We start from the raw sequence: 17772 nt of genomic DNA, 5'->3' as shown, positions 1-17772 counted from the left end.
ATTAGAGCTGCCTTTTCAATAAATGATTACAATGCTTCGAGGAACCTATAATGAGACGTCTTAGCTTCCTATAGCTGCTTTCCCCCATTAAAGTTTTTACACACAAAAGGCTTGATAAGTGAATGAACTCCTTTAAAAAGAGGGAAAGCGGATGGAAACGAGCCGCATCAAGCAGGTATTTGAAACATTCTCTGTAAGATTTCCCTTCATAAGCCCGCCAGGCGAAGTAAAGATATTGCTGCGAGTAGACTTTCTTCCACTCTAACGACCCTTCTACCAGCAAAGATTCAGGAAGTTTGCTCATAATTCTTTGGAAATCTTGCTCTCGCCGCCTAAACCCTTTTGAAGATTTACTGTTGGAATGCTGTCGGTAGTAAACCAAAGGCTCTTTTATCAATGCGAAAGGATAGTGAGCTGAAATTCGTAGCCACATATCTTTGTCCTCTGCAGTCCACAAATTAGTATCAAAGAGACCCACTGCCTCAAAACATACACGTCGAACCAGAGGAACACTACCGCAGGAAATTAAATTACCAACAATCATTTGCTTAAAAACATTCCCTTCAGCAAAAACTTTTCGTACTTTACCAGTAGGATTTCCATCTGCATCAGAGAAATCGACCCAAGAATAAACCAGGCCTATTTCAGAGTTTTCCTCTAAGCATTTTACCTGTTTTTCTAGCTTCGTTGTTTCCCAGAGATCGTCGGAGTCTAGAAATGCGACATATCGACCTTGAGATGCACCGAGGCCGGTATTGCGAGCAGCTGCACAGCCTTGATTGGCCTGGTTAAATAGCTTAATTCGACTGTCAGTAAAGCTAGAAACACATTCGGTAGTTTTGTCAACGCTTCCATCGTCAACTACAAGGACTTCAAAATCCTGAAAAGTTTGTTTCAGAACACTCTCGATTGTTTCAGGAAGGTATGACGCTGCATTATAAGCGGGAATGATCACAGAAACTTCAGGGGCTTTCATGGACACGCGTACTGAGGTATAAGTTAAGGGCTGAGGCTAGAATACTTTTTACTTTTCGGTTTACTTTTCGGTAGTATAAGACGGCTTTGGCGTGAAATTTACCTATTCATAGCTTTTATGTTCTATTAGCTAATAGCATATTTGGAGATAACATTTAGCGGAATGTCAACTTCTCAGATTGAAGTTGATAGACCTCGAATGCTTTGAGATAATGAAGGAAGAAAACCATCATGAAGATAATAATCTTTTGATGCTGACTATGCAAACTTTGATTTTGGAAAGACTTCCGGAATGAGGAGCGCAGCGGTGGTCGCAGATGAGATAATAGATTACCTTTACGTGAAAATGCCTCAAGGATTTGGTCATTCTGGCTAATACAATCAATATCAAGTACTCCGCCTAATGTCCTACGGATCTTTTTACGCAATTCTTTTAGCGAGGAGCGAGCAGGATGAAATACACAACAATCCTCTGCATAAACAGCAGTGTATCCAGCGGCTGTAACTCTTCTTCCCCACTCTGCATCACCTCCAGACTTTAAATTCGCATTAAAAAAGCCTACTTTTTCGAAAATATGCTTATGAGTAAATAAATTAGCTGTAGCTCCCCACCCTTGCTCTTCTACATAGATTTTTTGTTGGAGATAGAAAAGGCTATCGTAAAGTTCTATAGGATTAGGCTTATTAGGTTTATTAAAGAAGAAATCAATGCCGCCGGCAACAAAACCACAATTTGGAGCAGACAGCAAGTAATGGAGCCCCTTTTCCAACCAATCACTTTCAGGAACACAGTCAGAATCAGTAAATGCTAGGAGCCTTGCTTTTGTAAGAGAAATGCCTTTGTTTCTAGCCGAATAAGAACCCGGTCGCTTCTCATGACATAACACAGCTTGTCGAAAATTTTTAACAACATCTTCAATACTCTGTGATGAATTATTATCAACTACTAAAATTTCATACCGTTCTTTGGACAAGGTTTGTTTATCAAGAGCTTCCAAACAAATCCGCAAGCGCTTTGGATCGTTATATACTGGAACTATGACTGCTATGAGAGCTGAACTTGTGATATGCATAGATTCAGTTTTCGTAAGAAATAGATTTCATATTCTTCGAGAAAGAATAAATACAGACTTCAACTAGGCAAATTTTCGCCTAATTCAATCAATAAGCTTTGTTAGCGCGTCAGTAAAACTCAGCTAAGCGATTGGTTTTTGAGTCAGTGCGAGGTCAGATATACGAGTAGCTTCATATATTCTCGCTGAGCCAGTCATGTGATCCTTCGTCATCAAACACATTAAATCTTTTTTGAAGTCATAGCACCGCTGTAACTGCCTCGACACCCAGTATTCTTGCTCCTTCGTAGAATTAGGCACAAATTGACTCATGGCAAAAGCAACTTCAAACCCTGGTGGATTATAGGGATAACCGTACTCATTGTTCTCTATTTCCTCTTTGTAGTTATTCGAAGTCATATATTGAAGCACTCTTCTAAACTTTCTGGAATCCCAAAATGGATGGTTAGGATAGCAACTTCTAATGAGACTAAAAGCATATAAGTTAAAGCTGTGGTAACCTATTTCTTTATGCGTCAAATACTTAACCATTTTTGCTGAACGACGTAGTTTCAACCTTTTAATAATGCGGGTCGTAATTTTAAACCTATTCCAACTATTATTGTGTCGAATTAATCCTGAAGAATGAGCTTCCAATGAAAACGGAACTATGCTCATGTAACGTTTAATTTGCGCTCCCACTTCACTCTTTGCATGCTTGGAAAGCATACTACCCGCTGCAGCGAACCAAAGCTGATGGTTGAATGTATAGTCAAAATCCAAATAAGTTCCATCAACGCTCACTCTTTGCCAGAGACCGAGGTTGTCATCGAAAGGATGCAGTAAGAAAACTTCTTCGGCAAGTTTGATAAGTTCTGGCCTTTCAAGTTGTATCGCTGCTTCAACTAACGCTTCTATAGTCCAAGCTTGTCCCATGAGACCGTTACACGTATCTTTTGCCGAGTTTTTACGATGCCAAAATGTTGCACCTACTGGACGGGCATCTCTACTGCAGAGATACGTTATGGCGCGCTCAGCAGCTGCTAAAAACGATTTTTTGCGAGAAAAAGAATATGCATGCAGGAAAGTAATCAACCAGTGTGAGGTATTGCGAACTGGCGTCTCAATGTCAAAATAGGGGCCATTATGACCAGCAGGCATAGAACCTGTTTCCTGATTTTGCAGCTGCAGCGCAGCTGTAGCGCTTCTTATCAAAATATCGTAAAGTTTTGTCATTTTAGTGAAGTTACTAGTTTAATTAATATTGTAGTGAATCTACCAAGACCCGTCGAAATATTACATAACCAGATAACTAAAAGAATTGCTAACGGCCTCGACATGACCTCTTCTTCATACTTTGGTTCAATTTTGTCAGTCAAAAATTGAATTCTAGGATACTTAAAGCAAAAAATTGTGTCAATAGCAATCTTCTTTAATGTTTGTCCCTCTGCCAACCTCATCGTAGTTTGTCCTTTGCCAACGCGAAATTGCTTTTTCAGTAGTTGTGGTAGCTTGCGGGCTGGATGGAATACCTCAGCTTCTTTTGAGTAAGCTAACAAGTGACCAGAATCTGTAGCTTTCTTTGTCCAGGCTACGTCTCCGCCGGATTTAAGATGCTGTGGAAACAAGCCAACTGAGTCAAATATCTCTCTGCGTACAAACAGATTGGCAGTCTTGCTGACTTTCCTTTCTGCGATATTTCGCTCAATCTGCATATTAGTTAGCGAATCATAGATTTCCGCCGGTGTTCTTTGAGGCGATAAAATAAAAGTCACCTGCCCACCTACTAAATGGGCTGATGCTGATTCTAACGCCGCGACTCCATTCGCTATCCAGCTTTTCTGCGCCACACAGTCTGAATCGATGAAAGCAAATATATCTCCTTTGGCTACAGAAATTCCCTTATTACGTGCTGCATATGAGCCAGGAGTGGCCTCAAAGCATAACTTAATTTCTCCAAATTCACTGTGGGAAAGATTAAAAAAACTTGTAGAATTATTGTCAACCACAATAATTTCATAATAGTCTTTCGGATAGCTCTGATTTCTCAAAGAAGTTAAGCACAGAAGCAATCTAGAAAAATCGTTGAAAACAGGGATTATCACTGAGACCAATGGGTGAAAGTCATTTCCTTCATCGCAAATAGTATCCTCATGCCGCTTCTTTCCGGTCATATATATACCTCTAAAATGGATCAAAGTTATCGAAGAAATTTATTATATACAGATGAAATATTAAATTTAAAAATAACTGACAATATTAGTTTTATAGCTTTCCGGCAAAAAAGATAGATCGGCCATTAAAAGGCTATCACAAATTCTTTCTTTTTGGTGGTCATTAAAGATACGGTTGAATTTTTCATGCTTTGTATATGCTATTGGCTGATTTGTTCTGGCCTTCCAAGCTTCGCTTTTCCTAACCAGTTTAATTGTCTCTTCATTTTTCAAAGTAAGCATTTCACTCGTAAACTCAACTCCTATAAATTTACAGACGTTTTCAAGAGTAGCCTCTGTTTGCTGCGTAAGTTCCTCGTAAGTAATATAAAGATCTTGCCCTAGAATCGAATAGCGCTTTGTTATTTCAACATCATGTAGCCATCGCTCTATACATCGGTCAATATCTGCTGAACCCCACCACAATTCAGGATATTTTAGATTAACTTCATAAAGCGAAGCAACAACATCAAGTGGTTCCCTGACAATATGAACAAACTTCGCTTTATGAACAAGCTTTTTAATTAGGTCGATATAATGCAAATGAGCAGGTGTCTTTTCAAGCCAATATGAACTTCCGCTTTGAATAGACAGAATATCTAGGACCTTAACAAAAGCGCTTGAATACTCAGAAACAAAAGCTATTCTGCTAGGAAACAGATATAACAGCTCTTCACTCTCAATTAATTCTAAGAAAGAACTCACCGTTTCTCTAGCGCGCTTCGAAACTATACCGTATCTCGCTCTTTGAGATTTTGAGTCAACTAATCTTTGATAAAACTTGCTTTCCGGGAATGACGTGATTTCAGGATGATTACTTATCAATCTCTGCAATAGAGTTGTCCCAGATCTAGGACAACCGACCACAAATATTCTACCCTCGATAGAATTAGGTGAATCGTAAAATCGCTGGCTTACTGTTCTTCTCATGAATGGTAGTTTAATCAAACTAACAAGCTCCTTAATCTACTATTGTTCAAAATCATTTGAACTATACCTCGTCCAACTTGAAAACTGCGGTTTTTAGGATTAGCTTGAAGCAGCCTCCAGATAAGGCTTTCAGTTCTTCGGTCATGTCATCGAAAACTTTGGGTCTCAACATGGACGCGGTTTATAAGTTGATGTCTCTGCCGGAAACGCCACCATATCTTTTCAAAAAGTCGGTCTGTCTATAATGCTCAATATTACGAAGCTTTAGAGTTCTGGCAGGTTGACTACCCAAGATATTGAATTCCGGAACTTCCTTGGTGACTACTGTACCTGCTCCTATAATTGCTCCTTCACCTATTGAAACCCCAGGAACTAAAACAACATGCGTTCCAACCCAAACATTTCTATCAATTTTAATAGGCTTAAGCACATAAGTGTCATCGTAAGGCAATTTTGTACCGTTGTAATTATGGCTTGATGAATGAACAACGAAGTTCCGACTTATATGAGTGTTTTCGCCGATTTCAATACTTCCTCTGCCATCTAAATAAGAGTTTTCTCCTATGTGGACGTTATCCTTAATAACAATATTCTCTGGACAAACAACCGTCACTTGTCCGTTGATGACAACACCCCTGCCACAGAACTTAAGTCGTTCTTTTAAATGCTCATTTTTTTCCATTAAGATAATAGATTCTCCATAGGTGCAATATTTTGCAATATTTTTCGCTAATTTCCTCTTTATAAAACTTTTCCATGTATCAATCTGTTTCATGCATTCGCCTCCAACTCTCAGTTGATTTAGGCTGAAATAATAAGTCTTTTAATTTGGCCGAGAAGATCTGGTGATATCAGAAGAACTATAATCGTATACGTCAGAATGCTGAGAGGTGCAAGGATTGTTAGCTCTGCGTATGAGTTTAGTGTATGACTCAATAAACTCTTGACCCCAAAGATTGTCGTAACCATTATTGCCGATGAAAACAATGGCAGTGCATACTGTGAGTAGTACTTTGTCAGGCTTATCTTAATTATATTTCTAATAACAATTAGAGGTATTGGCGATAGGATATATCCACGTAATACGTAGCCTAGTGCTACAGCCACAATACCCCAACGAACTACAAAGATAAAAGTCAGTACATTACATGAGGCATTCAAGAACTGTATTGCCAGTCTCCGAGAAGGGTTACCCGAGGCCAATAGTATAGTTCCACTGAACTGAGAAACAGATTGTAGAATACCTATAAAAGCTAAAATCCTCATTACAGGTACGCTTGGCATCCACTGTTCTCCAAAAAGGCAGTATACAATTTCTGGAGCAAGCACTGCCATTCCTAGAAATGCTGGAAATGAAACAAGACTAGTGAGCTTAGTAACTTGGTAAAATGCGCTGCGCATTTTGGCCGGTTCTCTCTGCATTCTTGAAAAAACTGGCAGCGCCACTTGCGAGGTAACTCTTGTTAAAAGATCTATCATAATGAGAAGCAAGCGATAGGCAACACTGTAGTAGCCTAGCGACACTGGTCCCAAGAAATATCCGATTAACATATCATCTGATCGTCTATTGAAGAAGTTTAGGAAGTTAAAGCCAATAATATTAATGCCAAAAGAAAATAGTTCTCTAAAGTGTGAGGCAGAAAAACGAAGTCTAGGACGCCAGTCACTAATACTCCAGAGCAAAATAGCTCCAGACGAGCCAAAGACAAGTTCTTTAACAACTAAACTCCACACTCCCAAACCTAATACTGCCGCACACACTCCAGCTATACCACAAGCCACCGTTGCAATTATAGAACGAGTCGCAAAAGCTTTAAACAGCATGTTCCGCTTCAGTATGGCTGACTGAACGCTACTCATTCCTCCAAAAAAGAAGCTAATCGACATCCATCGAATAATCGGCGCTAGGTCTGGCTCATCATAGAAATCCGCGACAAATCCAGCTCCAGTAAACATCGCTAGAACAAACAGAATACTCGTCAGCACGCTCGTCCAGAAGGCTGTGTCCAAATGCTCTGGGTTTAGTTCCTCTTTTTGAATAATTGCTTGAGCAAATCCTTGGTCTAAGAAGATTTGCATAAAGGCTAAAAATACATTTGCGAGAGCCACTAGCCCAAACGCCTCAGCACCCAGTAGTCGAGCTAAAATTAGAAAGACAGCCGTTGAAGCAAGCTGAGCGCCCCATTTCTCTACTGCAGACCACATTGCTCCTCGAATTGCTTTCTGTCGTAAACTCATGTATGAAATCTTGCTTAAATGAAGAACACTGCTCTATTTTGTATAATCAGCCTTTGATGTGAGTTAAGTACTCATATAATTCAATGTCTGGCCGACATACACTCTCTATATTCTTTAAGGTAGTTTTATCTAGCTGTGGTTTTGCATTAGCTCCTTCTCTTGCATTTTTGTGAGGGATTTTTAATTGAATGCCGGTTTTTCCATAAAAGTCTGAAACAAATTTTTCAAGATTTTCCAAAGTGCCCACGACATTAAACTTAGACAAATTATTTTTCGCTATTGAAATTTCAGATTCAAGAGAGTAGCTATTTGCTTTCGATATTCCTTTAAGATACTTAATGTATTCGCAACCTGACTGAATACCTTTTTCTGAGTCGAGATATTCTGACAAACTTATGTCGATACTGCAGTGATTGTCAGACTTCTGAAAATTAAAAAAATACTTCGAAATCAACCGCTTAACAGGGTCCCTTAATAGAGTTACGTATACGTATTTTTCTTGGTGAGCCTCTGCAAGAGCCTTCAAATATGGTACGTGTCCGGAAATGTATTTTATGTCTTTTGACATAGCATAAGCAGCTAATGCTTCTCGTAACTGTAGACACTGATTGAAATCTATGTTTTCACCGTAATGCATTGCTTCAGTCGCTTGCAAGGATTTTAATGAATCTATTTCATAAGAATTTGCAGGATAATGCCGGCTTATTGCAAGATCGATAGAGGTACTTCCTGTTTTTGGAATGCGCATAAAAAATATGTGTGGTTTGTTTAAGACTAAAAGTTTTTTGGCTTTATCACTAATTGATTGTAGATTCATCTTTATCCTAAGTCGCGTTTTTAGAACAGGAATCAAAAGCCTTCAATTTCTTGTCTCATGTTCGTTTTCTTATCTCATGTTCGTTGAATCTTAGGAGTAAGTTGAGTGCATCCCAGTTTTGCAATAAGCATAAATATTCTGGGGCTTAACATATTCAAATCAAGGGTATTGAAAGCCTGTCTCAATCCTAGACTTACAAGATTGGGATGCACTTAATATGTCAGGTTTGCAACCGGAATTGGTACTTACGAACGAAAATTCCTGTTTTAAGCGTTTGACTCACTGTAGTATTTTGGCTCCAAGTTTGTGAATCTTCGAAGTTGGTATGATCCCTTAGAGCTTTATCTAAACTTTGAAAATGTGCAGTCCCAGTGACTTGCTGGTTCATATTGAAACTAGTGAAAGAGTTTATCTAGCTAAAACATCAATCGGTAGCCGATTTAGTAAGCCCCAAACCCCGTAAAAACTTTGGGTGCCGTCAGCAATAGGAACTTTAAATCTTTTCGAAAAGTCCATTGATGAAGATAATCTAAGTCCATTCGGTTTACAGATGCCAAATCGCAGTTATGAGATCGCGTTGTCACCTGCCATGCCCCTGTAATCCCCGGTACTGCATTTAACCGACCTTGTAGCTCTGGTTCAATCCGTACGGCATCATACAGCGCCCAGGGTCTTGGCCCTACTAAACTCATCTCACCGCGCAGTACATTCAAGAGCTGTGGAAGCTCGTCCAAGCTAAATTTTCGCATCCAGCGTCCTATCTGGGTAATTCGGGGATCGTCCTTACACTTATGGAGTCCTGGCTGGTTTGCCATGACCTGATTATGGAGCTTTTCAGCATCGGCTTTCATAGTTCGAAACTTGATGATTTGGAAAAGCTTGCCCCGATGGCCTACTCGCCACTGTCGGTAAAATATTGGACCTGAGGAGGTAAACCGAACAAGAAACCCTAAAATAAGCATTAGCGGGCTCAAGAGCAGCAGTAACAGAGCTGCTACCAGCCAGTCGCTGGATCGCTTCAGTACCCACTTTAGCGGCCATTGCTTTTGAGGCAATTTCGACAGCGTAGGTAGCCGCACAAAAGCCTGCAGATTAGCCTGATGGCAGGACTCTGCCCACTGTTTAAGTTCAGCTTCACCAGCACTCAAGTCAATGTAAACGGCCTGAATAAAAGACCGATTGAGACAGTCTTGAAGCCACTGTTTGCTCTTAAGCGCTGGAACGCGAACAGTTTCGTTCAATTTGCAGCTCACCCAGAGCCGCCGGGCCTTCCACTTGAGCGTATAGTTAGGAATAGAACGTTGACCGCTGTCGGCTTCGAGAGTTTCTAAAAGAGAAATTCTAGATGTGGTCAAGAGGAGGTGAGATTTGGTCATGAGAGGATAAGCCCTGATTGGTAATCAATAAGTGAAAATTTAAACCTAGAAAACTTAGAGAATCCTGAATCCTATTTTTACTAGTTTCTGCTTGGACTGCTAGCGGCTAAAAGCCCCAGCGTTGGCGTGTTGCCGTTGCGTTCAGGCAGGTAGGTGTACTGATTCGAGCGTTTTTTAGAACCATTTGCAACAATTCCTAGAACGTTAAGTCGGCTCAGGGCCTCGGCGGCCTGGTTGAGCTCATCCTGAGTGACCCGGTCGAGTCGCCCGATTAGAATGGTGCCACTGGTCAAGGAGGCGACCTGAACCGCATCGACCACGCCTAGAACTGGTGGCGTGTCGAGTATGACCAGATCATAATGAGCGACGAAAGTCGTCATCAGCGTCTGCATCCGCTGGGAGTTCAGCAGCCTGACCGGCTCTGACGACACGCTGCCTGCGGTCAAGACGTCGAAATTTGAGCCGAGCAGCGTCACCTCAACCGGATTGGGACTGATAGAACTGCTCTCTAAACTCTCTGCCAGCCCCTGCTCGTTAGGCAGGCTGAGATAACGATGCAGGCAGGGCCGACGCAGGTCGGCATCAATCACCAGCACTCGCTGGTTGGCACGAGCGGCGCTGAGGGCTAACCCCACCGCTAGAGTGGTTTTGCCTTCACCTTCGAGGGCTGAGGTGATCGTCAGAGATTTAACAGCAGACAGCGGGTTGAGAAACTGAATATTTTTGTATATTAAATCGAGAGCATTCTGAAAGGGCTGCCAGCTGTAGGCTTGAACTTGATTGGCGCCATTCTGGCCAGAGAACAGGGATAGGCCGATAGGGAAATGGCCCGCTCTGGCTGACGGCAGGCTCGGCACAATTCCCAGCAGCGGTAGAGCCGTTTGCTGTTTTAGTTCATCGGAGGTGTGAACGACACCATCAATTGCCTCACGAATAAAAGCCGCGATCGCGCCTAGAAAGATTCCAACAATAGCGCCCAAAAGCAGATTCTGCTTAGGATTAGGACCAGTCTTTCGGCCTAAATTCGGAAACTCCACCACCTGCCAGCTAAAACCGCCCCGGCTCAGCTGGGCTCTGAGTGCCTGCTGCGCTTCTAAAAGTTTTTCAACCACCGTCCGTCCGATTTCTAACTCGGGCTGCAAGCGATCGTATTGGGCAATCAGGCTGGGAAACTGATTTAGCTGCCCCCGCAGATCCTGGGAGGAGGCAGCCAGGCTCTGCTGCCGAGCTTCTAGGCTGACGAGATCCGCTTCTGCCGCAGCCAGGTTGTTAACGATCTCTAGATCAACCTGGCTGAGCTGCCCCTGTTCCAAAAGTCTTTCGGGTGACGTGTCGAGGTCAGCCGGAATATCTCCTAAAACCTCGGAAACCTGCTGCTGTAAGAGGTTTAGCTGATTTTGTCGCTGGTCGAGCAGGGTTTGAACTTTGGGGTCAGCATCGGTGTAGACCGAGCGCAGCTGTGCCAGCTCCAGCTCGGTTGCCTGTAGCTCATTCAGCAGGGTTTGGTAGCGCGAAGACTGACTCAGCCGGGCTGCCATCAGGGCCGCCCCCGGATTCAGGCTAACCTGCTGCTGCAAGGCCTGATAGCGGGCCTGAACCCCAGAATATTCAGACCGAATGTCCTGCTGCTGCTCTTCAATTTGGTTTAGTGCATTGGTCAGGGCAATCGCCTGCTGCTGGGGATCAATCAGGTTTTGGTTCTGGCGGAACTGCTCTAGCTCAGTCTGGGTTTGAGTGACGTCTTCACGAGCGGCCTGCAGCTGACTGTTGATGAAGCTGACGCCTTTAGAGAGCCTGAGCTCCTGCTGCTGAAGATTGTAGTCCTGGTAGATCCCCTGGAGCGTATCGAGAAATGCCTTCGACTTGACCGGATCCTCGCTGACATAGGTCAGCTCAAAAATCTGAGTATCGACGTCGTCTTCAGCCACCTGACGCAGCGTTAGCGAATTCTGGGCCTCCCTCGCTGTCAGATCGGGGTATCGGGGTTTCAGCTGGGCTACGGCCTGTTCCGTAAACTGTGAGCTGCGCATCAGATTAATCTGAGTTGCGTAATCCTGCTCTGACTTGCGATCTGGCCTGCGATTTAACTGGTCGTCTGGGTCTTGTTCTCCCTGATAGTTGGGCTCTACCAGCAGCTGCATTGAGCTTTCATAGGTCGGCTCTTCTCTCAGGGTAAAAACAATCGCTGCTGCCAGAGTAACTGCCAGCACGCCTAGTAACCAGCTCCCCCGTCGGACTAGAACCGCGAGCAGCTGACCGTAACCTAATTCTGGCTCTGTTGTTTTATCAATATTGGACGAAATCATAGTTTGTTCTACTTAACCCATAGCTGGCAGTTTGAAGTAGGCTGGGCGGCTCTGCTACAAACTGATTAAATGGTTGACTTTTTCGCGCTCTGACGTGTTCCCGTAGAAGACTCCGCCACAGGCCGCTTTGACCGTCTGATCGACTTTGTCAAAAAATACGGATTCGCTAAAATTGCTGAGCGCGTGGTCTCGAATTTTGGCGTGATCCCAGATCATCTGACTAGCCTCAAGGACTGCTGCCTGCAAATCTTCTGGCGTTTGTCGCATGAAGAACAACCCCGTCTGTCTCGGAATTTGAGTGTCTAGCACGCCTCCGGCCCCGTAGGCGATGACCGGCGTGCCGCTGGCGTTTGCTTCAATCGGCACCAGGCCGTAATCTTCCAGGGCTGCCACCAGCACGAAGCTGGCTTTGGCCATCAGCTGCGCTCGCATCGTATCGCTGACATGGCCGAGGAAGCGAATGTTCCCCAGAGCTCTAGACTCAAGCTGCTTGCGTTCAGGGCCGTCGCCGATGACGATCAGGGGTAACCCCAACCAGTTGAAGGCTTCCACAATGATGTCTACCCGCTTGTAACTCAGTAAGCGAGCCGACACCAGGTAAAACCCTTCCTTTTGATCCGAGAAGGTAAAGCGGCGGCTGTCGATCGGGTAGTTAATCGCGATCGCGTCTTTCCCATAGATTCGGCGAATCCGCTTGGCCACCGTCGTCGAGTTAGCAATATAAAGGTCAGGGGTTTGACCAAACTGCAAATCCTGATCTCTGAGCAGGCTAAACACCTTCTCAATAGCCGGATACAGAAGGCGGTAAGTGCCGTACTCCCGCAAATAGGTGCGAGTGTCCCAGAGGAAGCGGGTTGTATTGTGACAAAAGCAGATGTGCTTGGCATCCCGGCGAGACCGCACCGCCTTGGCAAAAGCGGATGTACTACTGAGAATCAGGTCGTAATCTTGCAGGTCTAGCGCCTGAAACGCCTGAAAGTAAAACGGGGCCAGCAGTCTAAAATACTTCGATGCGCCTGGGAGGCTCTGTAGCCGGGTGGTCTGAACAGCGCGATTGCTGAGATCAATGGTACTTTCCGGGGCATATAGGGAAGTAAATATATCGGCTTCTGGAAAACGCTTGCAAAGCAGTTCGAATACACGCTCTGCCCCGCCTCTTTGGGTTAAATAATCATGCACTAAAGCTATCTTCATAGCAAACCTTTTTGTCCATCTCTGTATATGAAACTACAGCCTGCTGCCGTAGCTTGGACTCGTATAATCGAATGCGCTAAATCCTTGAAATTATACTCAAATTGATAGATACCTGAGCGCCTTCGAATCCAATGTTTTTCGCTAGCCTAGTGAAAAATGTCGTATTCAAGACATCCAATTTAAGACATCGTCAGTAACGAGCTTCTGAACTACAGACGACTTTATAACGCCATTTTTAGCAGTAATATCGCTTAATAATTATAAAGTTTTCGTAAAGCGAGCGAAAAATATACTTCACGGAGTTTAGTAGACTTTTAATAAAAACGGCTGAATTATGCTTGTTTTTGATATTTCTAACCCTGTTGACTTGACATAGCCCTTATTTAAATGTATAATTTTTAGCTTTTTAAGAAATATGCAAAGTTTTTTTACGGTCCAAGTGCTCAGCTTAATCAAAGCTGTGTGAGCTTTTGTAGCTAAACGTACCGTCCTAAACCTACTTCAATCTACTTCATATCGATTCAAAAAGTAGGTATCTGCGACTACAGTTCATTTCGCGGCTAACGCTTCTCGCTAATATTGTATATATGAGGAACAAGGCAAAATGATTAACGTCCTCTATAGGAGTATAGAGAGCGTTATCTTATCTAGATTCCAGGGGCTACTTACTGTCATCGCTAGCCTTTTACCTCAGCTGCTTCCCTTTATTTTCGTCTTCATTCGGCTTTGTGACTATGCGGTTCGTCCGATTTTTTAGTGATCTTAACTACAAATATCTAAGTGTTTTTGCCTTGGTCAGTGGGGCAGGCTTGCTGTTGGCCTATCCGGCTCAGGCGCAACTTCCCGAAATCAACCCAGGCAGCAGCTCTGGGATAGATTCCGAAATAGATGAGAACGGTGGGCTATCTCCGGATGTTCCTGCGATTCCCGCAGCCAATGCGGAAGCTCAGACGTCACCCCTGACGCCTGTTTTCAATGACCAGGGATATGTCTTAGGGACTGGCGATCGCATCAGCATCAACCTGCTCGGCATTCCCGACTACAGCGGCGAATACCAGGTCCTTGCCGACGGGCATATCAATCCGCCGGTGATTGGCCCGGTGGCGGTGGGGGGGATGACTGTGCAGCAGGCCAAGGAAGAGATTACCCAGCGCTATTCGGTTTATGTCAAGCGGCCGGTAGTCACGCTGAGCCTATTGGAAGCTCGTCCGGTGAGAATTGCGATCGCGGGCGAAGTTCACCGGCCCGGCTCCTACGAGCTCAACAGTACTGAAGAGCCCGGCCCGGCCACCGTCACCGACGTGGTGCAACTAGCGGGTGGGATCACCCAGTCGGCCAATATTCGGGAGATTCAGGTGTTTCGCACTCAGCCCAACCGCCCGGGAGCGGCCCAGCTGATTGACGTCAACCTGTGGGAGCTGCTCAAGACCGGCGATCTCAGCCAGGATTTAGCCCTGCGAGATGGCGACACAGTGGTCATCCCGACCGCCACGGCGCTGGAGGCCAGCGAAACGGCAGCCCTGGCTTCGGCTAGCTTCTCTCCAGATGTGATCAGCATCAACGTGGTTGGCGAAGTCGAGTCGCCGGGCGCGGTTGAGGTGCCGCCGAACACACCCTTAAATCAGGCGCTTTTGGCGGCTGGAGGATTTACCAATCGGGCGAGAACCGGGACGGTAGAATTGGTTCGCCTCAATCCCGACGGGACAGCCACTCAGCGCACCATCGAGGTTGACCTGGCGGCCGGAGTCAATGAAGAAAACAATCCGCCCCTGCGGCCAAATGACGCCGTCGTGGTCAATCGCTCCGGCCTAGCCCGAGCCTCAGATACGACCGGGGCCGTGCTCTCGCCCCTGTTCGGTATCTTGCGACTGTTCAGTATTTTTTAGCGCCGGCGGCTGGGACTAGTGCCTGTAGCCGTGTCTAGCATTTGGCTGGCCAGGTCTTCGAGCTCTTGTCGCAGGGCCATATTCAGATGGCTGATGTAATATTCCATACGATGATCGTTAATCAGGTCGAGGCCCGGGTCAAAGAGTCCTTTGATAAAACCGATTGCCGCCGCGTCCAACAAACGGGCTGTGAGCCGGTAGTTGGCCACGATCATGCCCCGAGCGTTGAAATACTTGATTTTGCCGAAGTGCCCATAGAACCGAGTGAGGTTCAGCAGCGAGAGCGGCGGCGGTACGTGGGGCACGATGTCATATATTGTTGACGAAGCGAAAAACTTTGCCATCGAGATGCTGACTGAGCTGACGGGTAAAGGTGAGATCGCCTACCCGAGGCTGGCCAAAGGTATACAGCCCGGCCACCTCGATCTGATTGTCAGAGAGAGCCGCGGCGGCCATGGACGCTAGCGCACCGCCCAGGCTATGGCCGGTGAGGTACAGCGGTGGCAGCGATTTACCCTGAAGGAACGCCTGCTGCTGCCAGCGATCGAGCTGGTGCAGAACCGACTGCTCGATAATGGCCCAGGCGAGAAAAAATCCGGTATGCACCCGGCCTTTGTAAGAAGAAAGCGTTGTTGCTCCGTCTCGGCGAATGGTAAAGCTGCGCAGCTGGGTACTGAAATTGGTTACCCAGTCCTGGGGTTCCTGACTGCCGCGAAAGGCCAGCACCATAAACTGTTCGCTGCGAAACATGAAGGCCTGAGTATCGCGCCCCTGGTTGTTGAAATAGCGAAAGTCATGTTTGATATCGATCCCCCAGCGGCGGACAATCTCTGCCACAGTTTTTTTGTCCTGATAGCTTAAATAGGCGATTTTCGCCAGGCTGAGAGCAAGCCGGGTGCTGTAGTCGGGCGTCACTTTTAAAGCCGTCAGGTCGTTCTCCTTGTAGGGAGACGGCAGAATTCGATAGCCAAACCGCTCGAACAGCTTTTGGACGCCACTAAAGCCGTAGCTGTGGATGTAGCTATAGAGGGCGTCGTAGAACTTAGAGGTGCCCTCGCGGCGGCAGGCCGGGTCGCCAATCCGCCCGCGCCCAGCAGCAGCCCCAGCGCTATTGCCCACTGTGGGGCAAACTCAGCTGCCACAATTCCAGCTGATGCAGCGGGCTGAGAAGACTCGGCAGCGCCTGGCATTGGCGATGACGCTACAATTTCAATCGGCCGGGCGGCCTGGACGACGACCGGGTGCCCCCAGCCTAGGTTCAAGAATGTCAGTCCCCCTGCCACAATTGTGATTAACCGCATTGTTCTGCCCTGTTTTGGGCCGATTGCAGGCCCGTATGCCCCAATCCTAACCCTGACCTTTTGCCCCGTTAGACCCTGTGAAGATTAACTTTCCTAACCGCTGGCCGACCGATGCCCAAAGCGCGATCGCGCTGCAAAACCAGCTGCGATCGCAGATTGTCACTGTAGATCGTTTCGACTCGGTGTCAACCGTAGCGGGGGTTGATGTCGGGTTCGAGCAAGACGGCGCGGTTACCCGGGCAGCCGTGGTCGTGCTCAGCTTTCCCCAGCTAGCGCCGCTGGAGTATCAGCTAGCTCGCCGCCCAACGGACTTTCCCTACATCCCGGGTCTGCTTTCCTTTCGCGAAATTCCAGCCGTTTTGGCAGCGTTGGCCCAGCTCAAAACCGAGCCCGACCTGATCCTCTGCGACGGTCAGGGGACCGCCCATCCCCGCCGCTTGGGTATCGCCTGCCATCTGGGGCTGATTCTGCAACGGCCCACCATCGGCGTCGCCAAATCGCGGCTGGTCGGCCAGCATTCAGACCTGCCTGAAGAAAAAGGAGCCTGGGTGCCGCTGCTCGACCAGGGTGAGACAATCGGCGCGGTGCTGCGCAGCCGGTCAGCGACGAAACCGCTGTACGTCTCAGCGGGCCATCAGATCAGTCTAGAAACGGCGCTCCGCTATGTCTTGCAGTGCACGCCAAAGTATCGCCTGCCGGAAACCACCCGACTCGCCGATCGGCTGGCCTCTCGGCGGCGAGCGATGCCCGCGATCGCAGCGGCTACCGAGCCAGTCTTAGAGCAAAAGAGTCTGTTTTAAACTGTGCATGCGTGAAGGCCATTCCGTTAGGGCATTCCTATGAAGCTCCTATCAAGATCGATAAATCTATTGCCAGCTATGGCAGAATTGGCCTAACCCTGCGCTGAGTTTCACTGTGGATTCTTCCCGGACCGATCGACCCCCGGCCCAGCTGAGCAGTATCAAAGCCCAGCTCGATCTGGTGCTGCTGGCCTTAGAGGCGCTGGTCGGCATTGGTTCGGAAGCGATTTTAGCCGCAGCTCAGGAACTGCAGCTCGACAGCCTGCTGCCCGATCGGGTTAGCCTGTGGCGGCTGCGCCAGTCCAGCCCGCTGCGTAAGGGGCAGGGTCGCAAAAAGCTCGACGTGGACGAAGCCAGAGCCCTGGTGCTGATTACCTGTCGGCTAGCCACGGCGCACCACGGTCTGATTCGCCAGGCCGTTGCCCGCCTGGAGCAGCTGACGGAACAGGGACAGCCGCCTCACCGAGCCGCCGTCCTGGGCGACTATCTAGATAACTTTAGCAATACCTATTTAGAGCGGATGGTCGATGACTCCGCTTTGCCCGCTGCCAAAACGCCTGAACCGACAGAATTGGCTCAGCTAGCGCTGCAGCTGCTAATCGACCTGCTCTTTTACAGCAGTCCAGGCGGAGTGAGGCGGCTGTGGTTGAGTTTGGTGGACCGGGCGGGGTGATGGGGTGGTGG

The 17772-nt window shown here is 46.7% G+C and carries 16 protein-coding genes; 3 read left to right on the top strand and 13 right to left on the bottom strand.

What is annotated here, in order from left to right:
• Nucleotide 1: 1 nt before the first annotated feature.
• The 11 genes from IQ241_RS03295 to IQ241_RS03245 form a co-directional block, all read right to left on the bottom strand.
• A complete protein-coding gene (locus tag IQ241_RS03295; protein ID WP_193904995.1) occupies nt 2-976 on the bottom strand; it encodes a glycosyltransferase family 2 protein in 975 nt (324 codons plus the stop codon).
• Between the two features lie 154 nt (nt 977-1130).
• On the bottom strand, nt 1131-2048 hold the full coding sequence (locus IQ241_RS03290) for a glycosyltransferase (RefSeq protein ID WP_193904994.1): 918 nt from the start codon (nt 2046-2048) through the stop codon (nt 1131-1133).
• A 123-nt stretch (nt 2049-2171) separates the two neighbouring features.
• Nucleotides 2172-3263, bottom strand: a complete 1092-nt coding sequence (locus IQ241_RS03285) for an agl cluster protein AglQ (protein WP_193904993.1) — start codon at nt 3261-3263, stop codon at nt 2172-2174.
• Nucleotides 3260-4201 carry a glycosyltransferase family 2 protein gene (locus IQ241_RS03280; RefSeq protein ID WP_193904992.1) on the bottom strand — a complete coding sequence of 314 codons (942 nt, stop codon included), beginning with the start codon at nt 4199-4201 and terminating at the stop codon, nt 3260-3262. The genes IQ241_RS03285 and IQ241_RS03280 overlap by 4 nt, the downstream gene beginning before the upstream one ends.
• 66 nt (nt 4202-4267) lie before the next feature.
• Nucleotides 4268-5188, bottom strand: coding sequence for a sulfotransferase family protein (locus IQ241_RS03275; RefSeq protein WP_228021334.1), 921 nt, complete (start codon nt 5186-5188; stop codon nt 4268-4270).
• Between the two features lie 163 nt (nt 5189-5351).
• A complete protein-coding gene (locus IQ241_RS03270; protein WP_193904990.1) occupies nt 5352-5945 on the bottom strand; it encodes an acyltransferase in 594 nt (197 codons plus the stop codon).
• A 26-nt stretch (nt 5946-5971) separates the two neighbouring features.
• A complete protein-coding gene (locus tag IQ241_RS03265; RefSeq protein WP_193904989.1) occupies nt 5972-7408 on the bottom strand; it encodes an MOP flippase family protein in 1437 nt (478 codons plus the stop codon).
• 46 nt (nt 7409-7454) lie between these two features.
• Nucleotides 7455-8225: a sulfotransferase family 2 domain-containing protein gene (locus IQ241_RS03260; protein ID WP_193904988.1), complete on the bottom strand. Its 771-nt coding sequence runs from the start codon at nt 8223-8225 to the stop codon at nt 7455-7457.
• A 440-nt stretch (nt 8226-8665) separates the two neighbouring features.
• Nucleotides 8666-9601 carry a heterocyst development glycosyltransferase HepC gene (hepC, locus tag IQ241_RS03255; protein ID WP_193904987.1) on the bottom strand — a complete coding sequence of 312 codons (936 nt, stop codon included), beginning with the start codon at nt 9599-9601 and terminating at the stop codon, nt 8666-8668.
• 80 nt (nt 9602-9681) lie between these two features.
• Nucleotides 9682-11907, bottom strand: a complete 2226-nt coding sequence (locus IQ241_RS03250) for a GumC family protein (RefSeq protein ID WP_193904986.1) — start codon at nt 11905-11907, stop codon at nt 9682-9684.
• Between the two features lie 54 nt (nt 11908-11961).
• Entirely contained in the window at nt 11962-13101 is a 1140-nt protein-coding gene (locus IQ241_RS03245) for a glycosyltransferase (RefSeq protein ID WP_193904985.1), read from the bottom strand.
• 791 nt (nt 13102-13892) lie between these two features.
• Between IQ241_RS03245 and IQ241_RS03240 the strand changes: the two genes are divergently transcribed.
• Nucleotides 13893-14987 carry a polysaccharide biosynthesis/export family protein gene (locus IQ241_RS03240; RefSeq protein ID WP_193904984.1) on the top strand — a complete coding sequence of 365 codons (1095 nt, stop codon included), beginning with the start codon at nt 13893-13895 and terminating at the stop codon, nt 14985-14987.
• Here the strand turns inward: IQ241_RS03240 and IQ241_RS03235 are convergent.
• Nucleotides 14984-15331 carry a hypothetical protein gene (locus IQ241_RS03235; protein ID WP_193904983.1) on the bottom strand — a complete coding sequence of 116 codons (348 nt, stop codon included), beginning with the start codon at nt 15329-15331 and terminating at the stop codon, nt 14984-14986. The two genes, IQ241_RS03240 and IQ241_RS03235, sit on opposite strands and share 4 nt — an antisense overlap.
• Nucleotides 15297-16106 carry a lipase family protein gene (locus IQ241_RS26115; RefSeq protein ID WP_193904982.1) on the bottom strand — a complete coding sequence of 270 codons (810 nt, stop codon included), beginning with the start codon at nt 16104-16106 and terminating at the stop codon, nt 15297-15299. The genes IQ241_RS03235 and IQ241_RS26115 overlap by 35 nt, the downstream gene beginning before the upstream one ends.
• Nucleotides 16107-16365: 259 nt before the next feature.
• On the opposite strand from IQ241_RS26115, the gene nfi reads away from it, so the two are divergent.
• Together nfi and IQ241_RS03220 are read left to right on the top strand one after the other, a co-directional pair.
• Nucleotides 16366-17088, top strand: a complete 723-nt coding sequence (nfi, locus tag IQ241_RS03225) for a deoxyribonuclease V (protein WP_193904981.1) — start codon at nt 16366-16368, stop codon at nt 17086-17088.
• Between the two features lie 115 nt (nt 17089-17203).
• Nucleotides 17204-17761: a DUF3038 domain-containing protein gene (locus IQ241_RS03220; RefSeq protein WP_322743561.1), complete on the top strand. Its 558-nt coding sequence runs from the start codon at nt 17204-17206 to the stop codon at nt 17759-17761.
• Nucleotides 17762-17772: the final 11 nt, after the last annotated feature.

Source organism: Vasconcelosia minhoensis LEGE 07310 (assembly GCF_015207255.1).
GTDB lineage: Bacteria > Cyanobacteriota > Cyanobacteriia > Phormidesmidales > Phormidesmidaceae > Vasconcelosia > Vasconcelosia minhoensis.
Note: the sequence above shows the minus strand (reverse complement) of the source record. Positions and strands in the feature narration are given on the sequence as shown.